This window comes from Plantactinospora alkalitolerans, assembly GCF_015690345.1.
In the GTDB taxonomy this organism is placed as follows: domain Bacteria; phylum Actinomycetota; class Actinomycetes; order Mycobacteriales; family Micromonosporaceae; genus Plantactinospora; species Plantactinospora alkalitolerans.
The window spans coordinates 1-15,056 of sequence record NZ_JADPUN010000199.1 but is presented as its reverse complement, the minus strand read 5'-3'; the positions used below and the strand labels follow the sequence as shown (position 1 = coordinate 15,056).

General features: G+C 69.2%; 14 protein-coding genes. 6 read left to right on the top strand and 8 right to left on the bottom strand.

All coding sequences use genetic code 11. From position 1 onward, the window contains the following. Positions 1 to 384 precede the first annotated feature (384 nt). Positions 385 to 1,185 carry an alpha/beta fold hydrolase gene (locus tag I0C86_RS21570; RefSeq protein ID WP_323373774.1) on the top strand — a complete coding sequence of 267 codons (801 nt, stop codon included), beginning with the start codon at positions 385 to 387 and terminating at the stop codon, positions 1,183 to 1,185. Positions 1,186 to 1,229: 44 nt separating this feature from the next. After that, the gene (locus I0C86_RS21565) at positions 1,230 to 3,164 is read left to right on the top strand and encodes an ABC transporter ATP-binding protein (RefSeq protein WP_196203078.1); all 1,935 of its coding nucleotides are present in this window, start codon (positions 1,230 to 1,232) and stop codon (positions 3,162 to 3,164) included. Between the two features lie 60 nt (positions 3,165 to 3,224). On the opposite strand, the gene I0C86_RS44520 is transcribed toward I0C86_RS21565, so the two are convergent. The 7 genes from I0C86_RS44520 to I0C86_RS21530 all read right to left on the bottom strand — a co-directional run bounded on the left by I0C86_RS44520 (position 3,225) and on the right by I0C86_RS21530 (position 10,854). Continuing rightward, entirely contained in the window at positions 3,225 to 3,536 is a 312-nt protein-coding gene (locus I0C86_RS44520) for a phosphopantetheine-binding protein (RefSeq protein WP_196203066.1), read from the bottom strand. Positions 3,537 to 3,615: 79 nt separating this feature from the next. After that, complete coding sequence (locus tag I0C86_RS21555; protein WP_196203065.1) at positions 3,616 to 4,746, bottom strand: acyl-CoA dehydrogenase family protein; 1,131 nt, start codon at positions 4,744 to 4,746, stop codon at positions 3,616 to 3,618. Beyond that, positions 4,746 to 5,789: a ketoacyl-ACP synthase III family protein gene (locus tag I0C86_RS21550; RefSeq protein ID WP_196203064.1), complete on the bottom strand. Its 1,044-nt coding sequence runs from the start codon at positions 5,787 to 5,789 to the stop codon at positions 4,746 to 4,748. The genes I0C86_RS21555 and I0C86_RS21550 overlap by 1 nt, the downstream gene beginning before the upstream one ends. Positions 5,790 to 5,929: 140 nt before the next feature. Continuing rightward, on the bottom strand, positions 5,930 to 8,302 hold the full coding sequence (locus I0C86_RS21545; RefSeq protein WP_196203063.1) for an FtsX-like permease family protein: 2,373 nt from the start codon (positions 8,300 to 8,302) through the stop codon (positions 5,930 to 5,932). Then, positions 8,299 to 8,991 carry an ABC transporter ATP-binding protein gene (locus I0C86_RS21540; RefSeq protein WP_196203062.1) on the bottom strand — a complete coding sequence of 231 codons (693 nt, stop codon included), beginning with the start codon at positions 8,989 to 8,991 and terminating at the stop codon, positions 8,299 to 8,301. Before I0C86_RS21540 ends, I0C86_RS21545 begins: the two co-directional genes overlap by 4 nt. A gap of 73 nt (positions 8,992 to 9,064) precedes the next feature. After that, entirely contained in the window at positions 9,065 to 10,201 is a 1,137-nt protein-coding gene (locus tag I0C86_RS21535) for a sensor histidine kinase (RefSeq protein ID WP_323373773.1), read from the bottom strand. After that, positions 10,198 to 10,854 (bottom strand): response regulator transcription factor, encoded by a 657-nt coding sequence (locus I0C86_RS21530; RefSeq protein ID WP_196203061.1) that lies wholly within the window; start codon positions 10,852 to 10,854, stop codon positions 10,198 to 10,200. Before I0C86_RS21530 ends, I0C86_RS21535 begins: the two co-directional genes overlap by 4 nt. A gap of 129 nt (positions 10,855 to 10,983) precedes the next feature. Here I0C86_RS21530 and I0C86_RS21525 point away from each other — a divergent pair, with 129 nt between their 5' ends. Genes I0C86_RS21525 through I0C86_RS21510 form a run of 4 tightly spaced genes read left to right on the top strand, consistent with a single transcriptional unit; the run spans position 10,984 to position 14,538 of the window. Further along, on the top strand, positions 10,984 to 11,529 hold the full coding sequence (locus I0C86_RS21525) for a hypothetical protein (RefSeq protein WP_196203060.1): 546 nt from the start codon (positions 10,984 to 10,986) through the stop codon (positions 11,527 to 11,529). After that, positions 11,484 to 12,638, top strand: a complete 1,155-nt coding sequence (locus I0C86_RS21520) for an efflux RND transporter periplasmic adaptor subunit (RefSeq protein ID WP_323373772.1) — start codon at positions 11,484 to 11,486, stop codon at positions 12,636 to 12,638. The genes I0C86_RS21525 and I0C86_RS21520 overlap by 46 nt, the downstream gene beginning before the upstream one ends. Next, positions 12,635 to 13,339, top strand: coding sequence for an ABC transporter ATP-binding protein (locus tag I0C86_RS21515; protein ID WP_196203059.1), 705 nt, complete (start codon positions 12,635 to 12,637; stop codon positions 13,337 to 13,339). The genes I0C86_RS21520 and I0C86_RS21515 overlap by 4 nt, the downstream gene beginning before the upstream one ends. A gap of 23 nt (positions 13,340 to 13,362) precedes the next feature. Continuing rightward, the gene (locus I0C86_RS21510) at positions 13,363 to 14,538 is read left to right on the top strand and encodes an ABC transporter permease (protein WP_196203058.1); all 1,176 of its coding nucleotides are present in this window, start codon (positions 13,363 to 13,365) and stop codon (positions 14,536 to 14,538) included. Between the two features lie 292 nt (positions 14,539 to 14,830). Here the strand turns inward: I0C86_RS21510 and I0C86_RS21505 are convergent. After that, positions 14,831 to 15,056, bottom strand: a 226-nt coding sequence (locus I0C86_RS21505; protein ID WP_196203057.1) for a hypothetical protein, incomplete at its 5' end; no start/stop codon positions are given.

The window sequence follows — 15,056 nt, the reverse complement described above, 5'->3', positions numbered from 1 at the left end:
GAGGGTCCCGGGCGCGGCGCATACGGGATCGCACGCGTCAGCATGACCGAGCAGCCCTCATTTGCCACAATGCACAGTCGGACAATGTACGACCGCAGCGGCGCATCAGTTGTACAAACAGCCGGCCGCAGCCGGCAGCCGTCCAACCACGCAATCGAGGCGGACGGACACCTGCCGCGCCTTTCGGCGTCCCACGTGACCTCCGCAGGATTCCGCTGACTCGACCACGCCGCCACATACCTGCACAATGGCGTTCGGGCTGCCGTTTCTGACATTGGCATCATTCGGCCGGATCTTGCGATAGTAGGGCCAAGTCCGCAGGCGTGAACAGCGCCAGTAGGGACGACATCAACGATTTTGACGCATTTACACCGGAGGAGACTCGTGCCCTACCTGGACACCAACGGCATCCGGCTGTCATACGAGCGCAGCGGCCACGGCGAGGATGTGCTCCTCATCATGGGGCAGAACGCCGCCGGCCACGTCTGGAACATGCACCAGACTCCGGCCCTGCACCGCGCGGGCTACCGGACCACCATCTTCAACAACCGGGGCGTTCCGCCGTCCGCGACGCCGCCCGGCCGCTACTCGCTCGCCGACATGGTCGCCGACACCCGGGGGCTCATCGAGGCGCTGGACCTCGCACCCTGCCGGATCGTGGGCACGTCCCTCGGCGCGATGATCGCCGAAGAGCTGGCGATCCACAGCCCGTCGTTGGTGCGCTGTGCCGTACTGATCGCGACCCGGCCGCGAGCCGACGCCGTCCGTCTGGCCCAGACACTGGCCGACCGGGCGTTGGACGAGCGGGGCATCCAGCTCCCGGCCCGATACCGGGCGGTCGACACGGTGCAGAAGATGCTGTCGCCAGCGACGCTGCGGAACGACGACGTCACCTCGTCGTGGCTGGAGATCTTCGAGCTCGCCGCCGAGGGCGGCGAGGCCAGCGGGCAGGCCTGGGTGGACACCACCGAGGATCGCCGGGCAGCTCTGACCAAGATCACGACGCCCTGCCGGGTCATCGCGTTCACCGACGACGGCATCGCACCGCCGCACCTCGCGGCCGAGACGGCCGACGCCATCCCGCACTGCGATTTCGTGGAGATTCCCCGCTGCGGCCACCTCGGCTATCTGGAACGGCCCGACGAGGTCAATGCCGCGGTCATCGAGTTCCTCGACAAGCACTGACCCCACCGGACGCTCCACCGCTAAGCAAAGGACTTTACGTGGCTATGATGGGCGGCCCCGGTGCGGGCCCGATGCGCATGGGCCCCAGGCCGGATATTAAGGGGCAGAAGGTGCGCCCCGGGACGATAAAACGGGTCCTCCCGTACGCCCGACGGTACCGCTGGGCGCTGCTGGGTCTGGTGCTGCTGACCACGCTCCACGCGGCCCTCACCGCACTGACACCACTTCTGCTCAAGTTCGTCATCGACGACGGGATCATGCCCAAGCGGCGCGACGTCGTGGTGGCGCTGGCGCTGCTGATCCTCGGCGCGACGATTGTCGACGCGATTGCCGTGTACTCGCAGACCTGGTTGTCCGGCCGGGTGGGTCAGGGCCTGCTCTACGATCTGCGCACCACCGTGTTCACCCACGTACAGCGGCAGCCCCTGACCTTCTTCACCCGGGCCGAGACCGGAGCACTGATCAGCCGGCTCAACTCCGATGTGGTCGGCGCCCAGCAGGCGGTGACCACGCTGCTCTCCCAGACCATCTCGACGCTGCTCACCCTTGTGCTCGTCCTCAGCACGATGTTCATCCTCTCCTGGCAACTGACGGTGGCCGTGCTGGTGCTGATCCCGCTGTTCCTGTTTCCCACCAGGCTGGTCGGCCGCCGGCTCCAGCGGATGACCCGCGAACGCATGACCGTGGAGGCCGAGATGGCCTCGGTGATGGGCGAACGCTTCAACGTCGCCGGGGCGATGCTCACCAAGCTGTACGGGAACCCGGAACGGGAGACCGCCACGTTCTCCGGCAAGGCCGCCGCGGTACGGGACATCTCGACCACCCTGATGGTCTACGGGCAGATAATTCCCCTCGCTCTCACCGTGCTCACCGGGGTCATCACCGCGGTGGTGTACGGCGGTGGCGGCATCCTCGCCATCGACGGTGCCCTGGAGATCGGCACGATCGTCGCCATGATCGGCCTGCTGACCCGGGTCTTCGGCCCGATCAACCAGCTGGCCAACATGCAGGTCAACGTGATGACCGCGCTGGTCAGCTTCGACCGGCTCTTCGAGGTGTTGGATCTCAAGCCGCTCATCAAGGAGAAGCCCGGCGCGCGCGTGCTGGAGCCGGGTACGAACGGAACCGCCGCTCCGGACATCGAATTCGACCACGTCTCGTTCCGCTACCCGAACGCCAAGGACGTGTCGCTGGCGTCCCTGGAGTCGATCGCCCGGCGGGGGCAGGACCGTCCCAGCGACGCCTGGGTGCTGCGGGACGTGTCGTTCCGCGTCCCGGCCGGCAAGCTGACCGCGCTGGTCGGCCCGTCCGGCGCCGGCAAGACCACCATCACCCAACTGGTGCCCCGGCTGTACGACGCCATCGAGGGCACCGTCCGGGTCGGCGGTGAGGACGTCCGGGACCTGACACTGGGATCGTTGCTCGGCACCGTCGGAGTGGTCACCCAGGACGCGCACATGTTCCACGACACCCTGCGTGCCAACCTGATGTACGCCCGTGATGACACCACCGAGCAGGAACTGGTCGAGGCCTGCCAGGCCGCGCGGATCTGGGACGTGATCTCGGCTCTGCCGGACGGCCTCGACACCGTGGTCGGCGACCGCGGCTACCGGCTCTCCGGCGGCGAGAAGCAGCGGGTCGCGCTGGCCCGGCTCCTGCTCAAGTCGCCACCGGTCGTCGTACTGGACGAGGCCACCGCACACCTGGACTCCGAATCCGAGGCGGCCATCCAGCGCGCCCTGCACACCGCGCTGACCGGCCGCACCTCCCTGGTGATCGCACACCGGCTGTCCACCATCCGGGAGGCGCATCAGATCCTGGTCGTCGCCGAGGGCGAGATCCGGGAGAGCGGCACGCACGACGAGTTGCTCGCGGCCGGCGGCCTCTACGCGGACCTGTACCGCATCCAGTACGGCGGGGAGAACGGTGCCAGCAGCGACCGGCGGCCGCCCGTCCGGACGGCGCGTCGCGGGAGCTGACGGGAGAGACGCTCACGCGAAGGAGGCCCACGCCATGACCGGCGTGGGCCTCCTTCGGTCTCACACGATTTCTGCGGCTGCGACGCCCCGCTTCAGCAGATAGGCCCGCCCCGCGTCAGACAGTTCGGAGACGGTGACGCCGGCCGCCGCGGCACGGTCGACGAGACCCTGCGCCAGCACGGCGATCGTGCCGGACTCGAGCACCATGAGGTATTCGACTTCGACCCCGAAGGCCTCCGTGATCCGGTGAGCAATCCGAATGGCTGTCAGCGAATGTCCGCCCATCGCGAAGAAATTGTCGTCCACACCGATCGGCCGGTGCCGCAGCGCCGACTCCCAGCAATGCACGAGAACAGCCTCGAGCGCCTCCATCAACACATCCTCCCGGTAAGTGAGCAATGACCGTGCGGGTAGCGGTAGGGCGCCAGCGGCCAGTGGCGGCGCAGCGGTGTCAGAGGCCGAGTTCCCGAGCGATGATCTGCCGTTGGATGTCGGAGGCTCCGGAGAAAATGGTGCCGCCGACCGCGTCACGCAGCGCGGCTTCGGCGCCCTGGCCGGTCAGGTAGCCACGGCCGCCCAGAATCTGAAGGGCATCGATCGAACTGGCAAGCACCGCCTCCGACACGGCCAGCTTGGACAGGGCGGACGCCAGCAGATCCGGCTCACCGCGGTCGAGCAGCCAGCACGCCCGGTAGAGCAGCAGGCGCCCACTCTCCAGCCGCAGCTTCATCTCCACGATCCGGTTGGACACCGACTGGAATCCGCGCAGCGGCTGCCCGAACTGGGTGCGCTGCCCGGCATGCGCGGTAACCTGCTCGACCAGCCGGTCCTGCACCCCGAGGTAGAGCGCGAACAGGCAGGTCCGTTCCCAGAGCATCGAGTGCTGGAAGATCACCGACCCCTGACCGCGCTCGCCGAGGACGTTGCCGTCCGGGACGAAGCAGTCCACGAACTCCACCTCGCTCGCCGGGCACGACGCCATGCCGAGTTTCCGGAACGGCTCACCGACCCGGACGCCCGGACCGGCACGGTCGACGACGAACGCGGTAAGCGCGAAATGGCCCGCTCCCGGGTCGGTGGTCGCATAAGTGACAAGCACGTCCGCGGCCGGGCCGTTGCTGACGAAACTCTTCGTGCCGTTCAGCCGGTATCCGCCGTCGCCCGGCGTGGCTGTCACGGCCAGCAGTGACACGTCCGAGCCCGCACCCGGCTCCGTCATCGCGTTCGCCGCGACGGCATCGCCGGCGCACAGGCCCGGCAGCAGCCGGGAACGCAACGCCGCCGAGCCGAACTCCGCGATCGGCATGGCGCAGGCGAACAGGTGGGCCGCGGCCGCGAATACCAGACCGGTGTCGGGGCAGCCTCGGCCGAACCCTTCGAACAACAGCGCGGTGTCGAGGGCACCCAGGCCTCCGCCGCCCTCCTTCACGTCCACGCTCGCCCCGAGCAAGCCATGCCGGCCGAGTTCCCGCCAGAGCGCGGGGTCGAGACCCGGCGTGCCGGTCTCCGGCGCCAACCGCCGCGCGGCGGCGACCGCGCTGTCGTATCTCGCCCGCCGCTCGGTCGTCCATCCGAACTCCATCAGTCCCCCGGTCGATTGAGCCACGAGGGTGTGGCATGCACGCGTACCACGGCGCCGGCGATCGACACTCCGGGGCCGACGCCGAGCATCAGCACGTGGTCACCGGGACCGATGGTCCCGCTTCCCAGCAGATGGTCGAACGCGATGATCTGGTCGGCCGCACCGGCGTGTCCGATCGTGCTGCCGAACGCCCAGGTGGTGCGCTCCAGCGGCACGCCCAACGGACCCAGCCGGTCCTCTACCACCTCGCGGCCCCCGTGGTTGAACGCGATTCGAGCGATCTCGTCCAGCTTGACGCCGGCTTCCTCCAGGACCAGTTCAACGAGGCCCGCGAACCGGCGGACGAACTCCAGTCCACTGCCCGGGAAGAAACCGCCGGCAGCAGCGAACTCGGCGAAACGGGCGCCGAAGTCGAGTTTCCGGCCCAGAGTCACATCTGCCGGGTACAGCGGCCTGTTCCCCCGATGCAGGCCCTCCAACTCGGTAAGCGTCGTCGAAGCGACGGACAGCACCTCTGCGAAGCCGGGCGTACGGCTCAGCACCAGCGCCGCCGCACCGTCCCCCATGACCAGGCCGGGATTGCACCGCCACCGGTCCAGCAGCGGCGAGGAGAAATTGTCGGCGGCGACCAGCAGCGCGGACCGTCCGGCCGCGGCGGTCCGCAACGCCCCGTCAGCCAGCGCCATAGCGCCGAACACTCCGTTGCACCCCTGCCGGATACCGGTGGCGAGGGCGTCACCGGCGGCCAGCTCGCGCTGCACGTAGGCGAACGGGCACCAGCCGTCCGGCCCCGAGTGATGGACGTCGGCGTACAGGAGGTGGCTGAGCGACGTTCCGGGCACCTCGGCCCGGTTCAGCGCCACCCGCGAAGCGGCCACCGCGAGTTCAGGTGCGGAAACATCTCCCGCGACGGCGATGCTGGCGAACTCCGTCGCCTCGGCCTCGTCGGCGTCATAACTTCCGGCCGCCACGGCGTCCGTGACCGGAACCCGGTCCCCCAGAAACACGCCGGTGGCGTGCACGAAGAGCCCTGGTGTCCGCATACGGGCACACTATGTTCGCCGTCCGGGACCGACAAGGACGGCCGCACACAGCCGCGAGCGAAGCGGCTGTGCGACTGAGCAGCCGATGTCGGTTGGACGAGTCGTTCCCGGCCGCCGAAGACGCGCCCGCGTGGCGATGCCTATTCGGTGCGCAGGGCGGTAGCCGTGCGCACCCGAGCGGCCCATCCCGACGGGATCAGTGCGCCGAGCAGGGCGACGACCAAGCCACCGAACACGAGCGCGGTGAGCACGGCGGGCAGATAGACGTCGGTGATGAACGAGGGCAGGGACGTGCCGGCGGTGCCGGCCATCGAGGGAAGCGTCAGGGAATGCACAGCCATCCCGATCGGCACCCCGGCGGCACCGCCCAGCAGGCCCACGCCGACCACCGAGGCGATCACGGAGGTGACGGTCTGCCCGGGCGACATGCCGACCGCCTTCATGACCCCGAGGTCGTGCACCCGGTCACGAAGGTCCAGCATCATGGTGTTCAGCACGCCGAGGGCGGCCGCCGCCGCGAGCAACGTCGCCACCAGGGTGGCCAGGCCGATGAGGGCGGTGATGATCGGCTCGGTCGTCCGGGGATTGCGGAAAGCCTCCAGGCCGAGGGTTTCCAGGTCCGAGTTGAGCGGGGCGATGTAGTCCAGTACGTCGCTGGCGTCGGTGATCGCGATGTAGTAACGGAACGAATCCTCGGTCTGACCCCTCTCACCATTGGTCGGTCGCACGCCGGACGTCGAGCCGGTGTCGCCCATGGCCGCGCCGACCGAGGCGACGTCGGCCCAGACAGCCTCGCCCGACTCGAACACCTCGCCGACGATGGTGAGCGTGGCCGTGCCCCCGCTGCCGGTGAGCGTGATGGTGTCGCCGACCTTCTTGCCGGTCGCCCGCAGCAGACCGGACGCGGCCGTCGCCTCACCGGGCGCGCCGTACCAACCGCCGGTGACCATCTCGTACCGGTTCCACTGGGCGTCCCCGAGCGTCGCGCTGACATTTACCGCATTCGCCGCTCCGGTCATCCGCATCGGCTGTTGCCGCACACCGTAGGCCGCTTCAGTTCCAGGCTGCGCGCTGATCGCAGCCAACACCTTCGCCGGGTCCGCTTGCGGACCGGCGTCGGCCGGGCCGGACGGTCCACCCCGGGTAGGCCGTGGCGGCTGCACCACGACGTCGGCGATGTTGTGTTCGCCGGCCGCTTGGACGCGTACCAGCGAGGTGCCGATGCCGACCGAGAACGTCACCGCAGCGGTTCCGAAGGCGATCGCTGCCAGCAGCAGCACCGCGCGAATCGGCCGCGCGAACGGGCGGGCCAAACCGATACCGACCGGGCGGGGCACCGGCAGCCGGCCGACGAGCCGGGCCGCCCACCGGCCCCGGCCACCGCTGCTGGTACGGCCGACCGCCAGCGCGTCCACGGTACGCAGCCGACCGGCCCGCAGCGCCGCTAGCCACCCGGTCACTGCCACCAGGCCCAGGACGAACACGACCACGACGACGTCCACCCACCACGACACAGCAAGCTTCGGCGTGCCGTACACCACCTGGATCCGCCCGAGCAACGGCACGGCCAGCAGGTTCCCGACGATCACCCCGGCTCCCGCGCCCGCCGCCGCCGGTAGCAGCGCCTGTCCGACATAGGCGCGGACCACCTCGCCAGGGGTGAAGCCGAGCGCCTTCAGGATCCCGATCCGGCGTACCGCCGAGGCCACCGACCCGGTGACCACGTTCGCGACGATCAGCAGCGACATGGCCAGGGCGAGTACGCCGAACGCGACAAGGAACGGCACGAACACCGCAGCAGCCTCGACCGCCTCGCGGCGCACCTCCAGCCACGACCGGGCAGCGATCACCGTGTCGGCCGGCAGAGCCTTCTCGACGGCGGTCTGGTTGGCGGTCATCTCGGTCGCGGTCGCCGCGGCCTCGAACCGGTACAGCATCTGGTACTCACTGGTCGTGGTGAGCGCGGCCAGGGTGGCCGGGTCCGTCCAGGCGTCGGCGGTGTCGCTCATCGACCGGGCCTTGCCGACCACGGTCAGAGTCGTCTCCCCAGCGGTCAGCGTCTCACCGACGGACACGATGATGCCGGCGTTGGAGACCACGATCTCGTTGGGGCCGGTGGCCCACCGGCCGTCGGTCAGCGACACCCTGTCCACGGCCCCGCCCGGATCGGCACGGCCCACCACTTTCAGGTCGATCGTCAGGGTGCCGGCCTCGGTTCCTCTGACGCCGACGGTGCCGACGGGGAACGGACCGGCCGCCGCGGCCACCCCGGTGGCGTTCGCGGTGGCCGCGGCCTGCTGTGCGGCTACCTTCTTGGCGTTGAGAAGCACCGCCAGGTGAGCGCCGTTCTGGTCGGCGAACGCGGTGTCGAACGGCGCTCGGGAACTGATCAGCAGCGCACCGCCGAGCACGGACGTCGCCACCGCCATGGCGGCCACCAGCCCGATCACCAGCGTCTGCAGCCATCGCCGGCGGCCCACGCCGGAGCTCACCACGCGGCCGAGAGCGCTCACGACCGGCTGTCCGTCAGAGTGTCAGCGGAGACCTGCCCGTCGACGAGATGGATGGTGCGGGTGGCACAGGCCTCGGCGAGAGCCATGTCGTGGGTGACCATGAGGATGGTCTGGCCGCCGGCGTGCAGCTCCTTGAGCAGGTTCTGCACCTCGATGCCGGAGGCGGTGTCCAGCGCGCCGGTGGGTTCGTCAGCCAGCAGCAGTGCCGGCTGGTTGATCAACGCCCGCGCCACGGCGACCCGCTGCCGTTCACCCCCGGAAAGCCGGCCCGGGTAGGCCCCCGAATGCCGGTCGATGCCGAGCGTCGTGAGCAGCCGAGCCGCGCGGGACCGGGCCTCACCACCGCGGACTCCGGCCAGTTGGGCGGGCAGCAGCACATTGTCCAGCACGGTGAGATCGTCGAGCAGGTTGAAGAACTGGAAGACCATGCCGATATGGGACCGGCGGTAGCGTGCCGCGGCCGCCTCGCCGAGGGTGTGCACCTCGGCACCGGCCACGGTCACCGTTCCCGACGTGGGTCTGTCCAGCCCGGCGATCAGATTCAACAGGGTCGACTTACCGCTACCGGACGGGCCGAGAATCGCCACCGAATCGCCGCGGTTGACGGTCAAGGTCAACTTACGCAGTGCCGGCGGCCCCTCGTCGTATTGCCGGGTGACCTCGTGTAACTCGATCACTGCTTCGCTCATCGCCGTCGCTCCAGAGTCGGTGGCTCGTAAGAACCGACGTTAGAGCCTGCCCTGTTTCCATCCGGTCACCGTCTCAGCCGTCCGCCTTCGCGCCCGGCAGCCGGATGGTGACGATCAGGCCGCCCTCGCCGCGCGGTTCGGCCGATGCGGTGCCGTCGTGCGCATGGGCGACCGCCCTCACGATGGACAATCCCAGGCCTGAGCCGGGCGGCCCGTCTGCGGCCCGTACCCCTTCGCTGCGGTGGAACGGCTCGAAGAGGCTGGGAACCTCGAACGGCGGCACGTCCGGGCCGGTGTTGGTCACCTCCAGAACGGCGCTGCCGTCCTGATCGGTGTACGTGCGAAGGCTGACCCAGCCGTCCTTGACGTTGTAGTGGACGGCATTCTCCACCAGATTTCGTACGAGGCGCTCCAGGAGCACGGAGTTGCCGATGGTGGGAGCCTCGGCTGCCTCGATGTCGATCGTGAGTTCGTGGGGTGCCTGATGGAAGACCACGTACTGGGCCAGATCGGCGAGATCCACGAACGACCGGTCCACCAGTTGCCGCTCGGATCGGGCGAGCACCAGCAGGCCGTCGATCAGCCGCTCGTGCCGTCTGTTGATCTCCAGCAGCGTCTCACCGAGCTGCCGCACCTCCTCCGACGCGGTCCGGCGGTAGACGGCCACCTCCAGCAGCGCCCGATTCAGGGTGAGCGGGGTACGCAGTTCGTGCGAGGCGTTGGCGATGAAGCGGCGCTGCCCGTCGAATGAGCTGTCCAACCGCTCCAACATCACGTCGAAGGTGTCGGCCAGCACCCTGATCTCGTCGTGCGGGCCGTCGAGCGCGATCCGTTCGTCCAGGCGCCGGTCGGCGGCGGGCGCCTGGGCGATCCGGCGGGCAGTGTCGGTTACCCGATGCAGCGGCCGCAGCATCCGACCGGCGATGAGCCAGCCCAGCCCGACGGCCAACGCGATGATCACGACAAGCGCCACCCCGCCCTGGATCAGCATCGCTTCGAGCGTGCTCTCGCGGATCCGCTCGGCGAAGCCGGCCAGCGGCGCCGGCTGGCCGACCCGATCCGCTCCCGAGCCGGCCTCCGCCAGCTGGCGGCCCGGCGCCATGTGCCGGGCCATCAGCCCGTACATCACCGCCAACAGGAGCAGGCCGGCGAAAGCCAGCAGCCCGCAGTAGACCAGCGTCAACCGGGCTCGGATCGTCAGCCTGCTCACAGTATGCGGTACCCTCCGCCCGGCACGGTCAGAACCACTTGCGGATCGCCCAGCTTGCGGCGCAGCTTCAAGATCGTCATTCGTACGGCGTTGGTGAACGGGTCGGCGTTCTCGTCCCACGACTTCTCCAACAACTGCTCGGTGGAGACCGCGGCGCCCTCCGCCCGCAGCAGCTGCGCGAGCACCGCAAACTCCTTCGGCGCCAGCGGCACCAGCCGGCCGTCCCGGAACACCTCCCGACGGTTCGGGTCCAGCCGGATGCCGGCCCGCTGCAACACCGGCGGCAATGCGGGCAGTCCGCGCCGTCCGAGCGCCTGCACCCGGGCGGACAGCTCCCGGAACGCGAACGGCTTGGGCAGGTAGTCATCGGCGCCCAGGGCCAGCCCGGCCACCCGGTCGTCGACATCCGTGGCGGCGGTCAGCATCAGCACCCGCACACCGGCGCTGCTACTGACGATCTCCCGACAGACCGAGTCCCCGTGCACCACCGGCAGATCCCGGTCCAGCACCACCACGTCATAGTCGTTCACGCCGAGGCGTTCCAGAGCGGCACCGCCATCGTTCACCACGTCGACCGCGTGCGCGTCGCCGCGCAACCACTCGGCGACCGCCTCGGCGAGCAACCGCTCGTCTTCGACCACGAGTATCCGCATACCACCATAGTCGCCGACGCTCGGGTATCCACCGCGTCACCCCCATGGTGACCGGATGGAAACGGCTGATCTGTTTTCCTCGAACACAGCGGTCGACGCACGGCCGCATTCCTAACGAAGGAGTCGACCATGCGTATCAGGACAGGACTTGTCTGTGGCCTGTTGGTCGCGATCAGCCTGGCGGGCTGCGGCGGCTCAGGCGAAGGGGACGGAGGAGTGGCCAGCGTGGATGGCGACGGCAAAGCCACCCCGTCCGCCCAGTCCGCCGCCGATGCCAAGAGCTCCGGTCTCCAGTACGCGAACTGCATGCGTCAGAACGGCATATCCACCTTCCCCGACCCGACCGTCGGTGACAACGGTCAGGTGAGCTTCGACGTGCCCGACAACATCCCGGACTCGGAGCTCAACAAGGCGGAGAAGAAGTGTCAGCAATTCCGGGGCGGCCGCCCGGCCGGGGGCGGTACCGATGGGCAGCAGGCCGAGCGGCAGCGCAAGCTCGCCCAGTGCATGCGGGACAACGGCTTCCCCGGCTGGCCCGACCCGGAGGCCGACGGCTCCATGCGGGTGGACTTCGAAAAGCTGGGTCTGAGCGGGCCCGACGACCCGAAGCTCAAGGCCGCCGAGGAGAAGTGCCGCCAGTTCCAGCCGGCGACGCCGGCCGGGGGCAACGGCTGATGGCTGCCGAAGGCAAACGGCGTCGACGCCGTGGCGGCCGGGCGGCGATCGCGGCGGGCGTCGTGATCGCCGCCGGCGCGGCCGCCATCGCCTCGACCGGTGTCGGATTCGCCGGCGTCCTCGAAGTGTTCGGTGGGAAGAAGTCCACGACCGAAGCCGGCAGTACCCTGCCCCCGGCCACGGCCACCATCACCAGGGAGACCCTGGTGGATGCCGTCACCCTCAGCGGTGACCTGGGTTTCGGCAGCACCACAAGCGTCTTCGGCCGCCTCACCGGCACCGTTACCTGGCTGCCGGGGATCGGCAGCCAGGTGGTCCGGGGCAAACCGCTCTACCGGCTGGACAACAAGCCGGTAGTACTGATGTACGGCAGGCTCCCCATGTACCGGGCGCTGAAATCCGGTGACAGCGGCGCCGACGTCAAGCAGTTCGAACAGAACCTGAGCGCGCTCGGATACGACGGATTCACCGTCGACAACGACTTCACGTCGTCCACCGCCTCGGCGGTCCGGGAGTGGCAGGACGACCTGGGCCTGTCCGAGACCGGCACGGTGGACCTCGGACGGGTGTTCTACGCCTCGGGGCAGATCCGGGTGGACAGCCAGAAACTGGCGTTGGGCAATGTGACCGGGCCCGGTTCGACCGTTCTCACCTACACCGGCAACAGCAAGGTGGTCAGCGTCGAACTGCCGTACGACTACCGCCAGATGGCGAAAAAGGGAGCCCCGGTGACCGTGACGCTGCCGGACGGCGAAACCCTGCCCGGCAAGATCTCGAGCGCCGTCATGGTGATCAAGCCAGCCGCCAGCAGCACGGAGAAGGACACCACCGTCATCGAGGTCTCGGTCACCGCCAACGATCCCAAGAAGCTGGCCGGCCTCGATGAGGCCTCCCTGGAGGTGGCGTTCGCGTCCTCCGAGCGAAAGGACGTGCTGACGGTCCCGGTAGCGGCTCTGCTCGCCCTCTCCGAGGGTGGGTACGGTGTGCAGCTGGTGGAGGGTGACTCCGCTCGGCTCATCGCCGTGAAGACCGGTTTGTTCGCCAACGGCAAAGTAGAGATCACGGGCGACGGCCTGGCCGAGGGTGCGACGGTGGGGATGCCCGCATGAGCGCGGTCGGTCAGCTCGAAGAGGTACACACTGCCGGCCTGGACTCGGTAGTTCGGCTCGAGAACGTCTCCAAGGAGTACCCGGGCGGGGTCGTCGCGGTGCGCGGCGTCAGCCTGACGATCGGCTATGGGGAACTGGTGGCCATCGTCGGCCCGTCCGGGTCCGGCAAATCCACCATGCTGCATCTGATCGGGACGCTCGACCGGCCCTCGACGGGGTCGGTTCACATCGACGGGCGCGACGTGGCGAAGCTCACCGACCGGCAACTGTCGGCGCTGCGCGCCTTCCGGATCGGATTCGTGTTCCAGCAGTTCCATCTCGCCGCTGGCGTCTCCGCCCGGGACAACGTGTCCGACGGCCTCCTCTACTCGGGTGTGTCGCTGGGCGAACGGCGGGAACGCGCCGAGGCCGCGCTGAACCGGGTCGGCCTCGGCAGCCGCATGGATCACCTGCCGAACGAGTTGTCCGGCGGGGAACGACAGCGGGTGGCCATCGCCCGCGCGGTCATCGGCGACCCGCCGCTACTGCTGGCCGACGAGCCGACCGGCAACCTGGACTCGGTCGCCGGGGCGGGCGTGATGACATTGCTGCGGGAGCTGCACGCCAGCGGGACAACCGTCCTGATCATCACCCACGACCGGGAACTCGCCGCCGAACTGCCCCGGCAGATCGTCATGCGGGATGGGCAGGTCGTGTCGTGACAGCGACGTTGTCACCAGCACGGATGAGCCCCTCGGACGTGCTGCGGGTGGGTGGCACAGGGCTACGTACCAGGCCGATGCGGGCGTTCCTGTCCGCGCTCGGCATCGCGATCGGCATCGCGGCGATGGTGGCGGTGGTGGGACTGTCCTCGTCGAGTCAGGAAACACTGAACCGCCAGCTCGCCGCGTTGGGCACGAATCTGCTGACCGTCACCCCCGGACGCACCGTTTCCGGTACGACAGCGACGTTGCCGAAGGAATCGGTCGCGATGATCTCACGCATCACACCGGTGCAGAAGGTGGCCGCGGTCGGGACCGTCCTGGACGCCAAGGCGTACCGCAACGACAAGATTCCCGCCGAGCAGAGCGGCGGTCTCAGCGTACGGGCCGCGAAGTTGAACCTGCTCGACACGGTGACGGCGACGATGGCGAACGGCACCTGGTTCAACGCCGCCACCGAGCAGTACCCGGCGACGGTGCTCGGCGCCACCGCGGCCGACCGGCTCGGCATCGGCGCCGCCGGCCGGGACGTCCAGGTCTACCTCGGCGGACGCTGGTTCACCGTGATCGGCATCCTCGACAGGGCGACGCTCGCACCGGAGCTGGACACCTCGGCGCTGGTCGGCTGGACCGCCGCGGAGAACTACCTGCTGTTCGACAGCCTTCCGACGATCATCTACACCCGGTCGGACGAGGCTTACGTCAACGACGTGCAAGGAGTGCTCGCGGCCACCGCCAACCCGGCGTCGCCCGGTGAGGTCGCCGTCTCCAAACCCTCCGATGCGCTGACCGCGCAGGCTGCCACCAGCCAGGCGTTCACCAACCTGCTACTGGGCCTGGGCGCGGTGGCACTCCTGGTCGGCGGAGTCGGCGTGGCCAACACCATGGTCATCTCGGTGCTCGAACGCCGTTCCGAGATCGGCCTACGGCGCTCCCTGGGTGCCACCCGTGGCCAGATCCGGCTCCAGTTCCTCGCGGAGTCGCTCCTGCTCTCCGCGCTCGGCGGAGTCGGCGGGGCATTCCTCGGCATCGTGGTGACCAGCATCTACGCCACGATCCGTGGCTGGTCGACCGTGGTCCCCGCATGGTCCACCTATGGCGGCTTCGCGGCCACCCTGGTCATCGGCGCGATGGCTGGCCTCTACCCGGCGATCCGCGCCTCCCGTCTGGCACCGACCGAGGCGCTTTCCGCCAACTGAGCATTACTCACCCCCGAGGTCCAGGTGCCCCTTCCGCCGAGCCGGCAGAAGGGGCACCTGGACCGCTCTGTTGGGGAGCCGTAGACGGTGTGGTTCGCTCATGCACCGTCTACGGATCTGTTCGCCCGACGCCTTGTCGGCGATCGAGCGGGCCACCCGACTGCCGGGTGACCCGCTCGTTTCCGTACGCGATGTCGTCGACCCGCCGGCGCGCACCCCGCCTGGTGGACACCTCGCGCCTGAAGGTGCCGGCCGGCTGGGGATGCCCGCACCCCCAGACCGGCCGGCGCCGCTATCCTCGAGCCGCCAGCCAGGCGGCGATCCCGTCCCAGGCGAGACCCAGATTCGCCGGCTGTGCTATCTCGGAGTGCCGGCAGGGCAGGCGTACCTCGGACACCGTGCCGGTCACGTACGGCTGCCAGCTGTGTGCCCCGGGACGTGCCTCCTCCGGTACGGCGACCACCTCGACCTCCGCAGGCAGCTGCTCGGTCCCCTCGGGAGCCGTACGGGACGGGGGC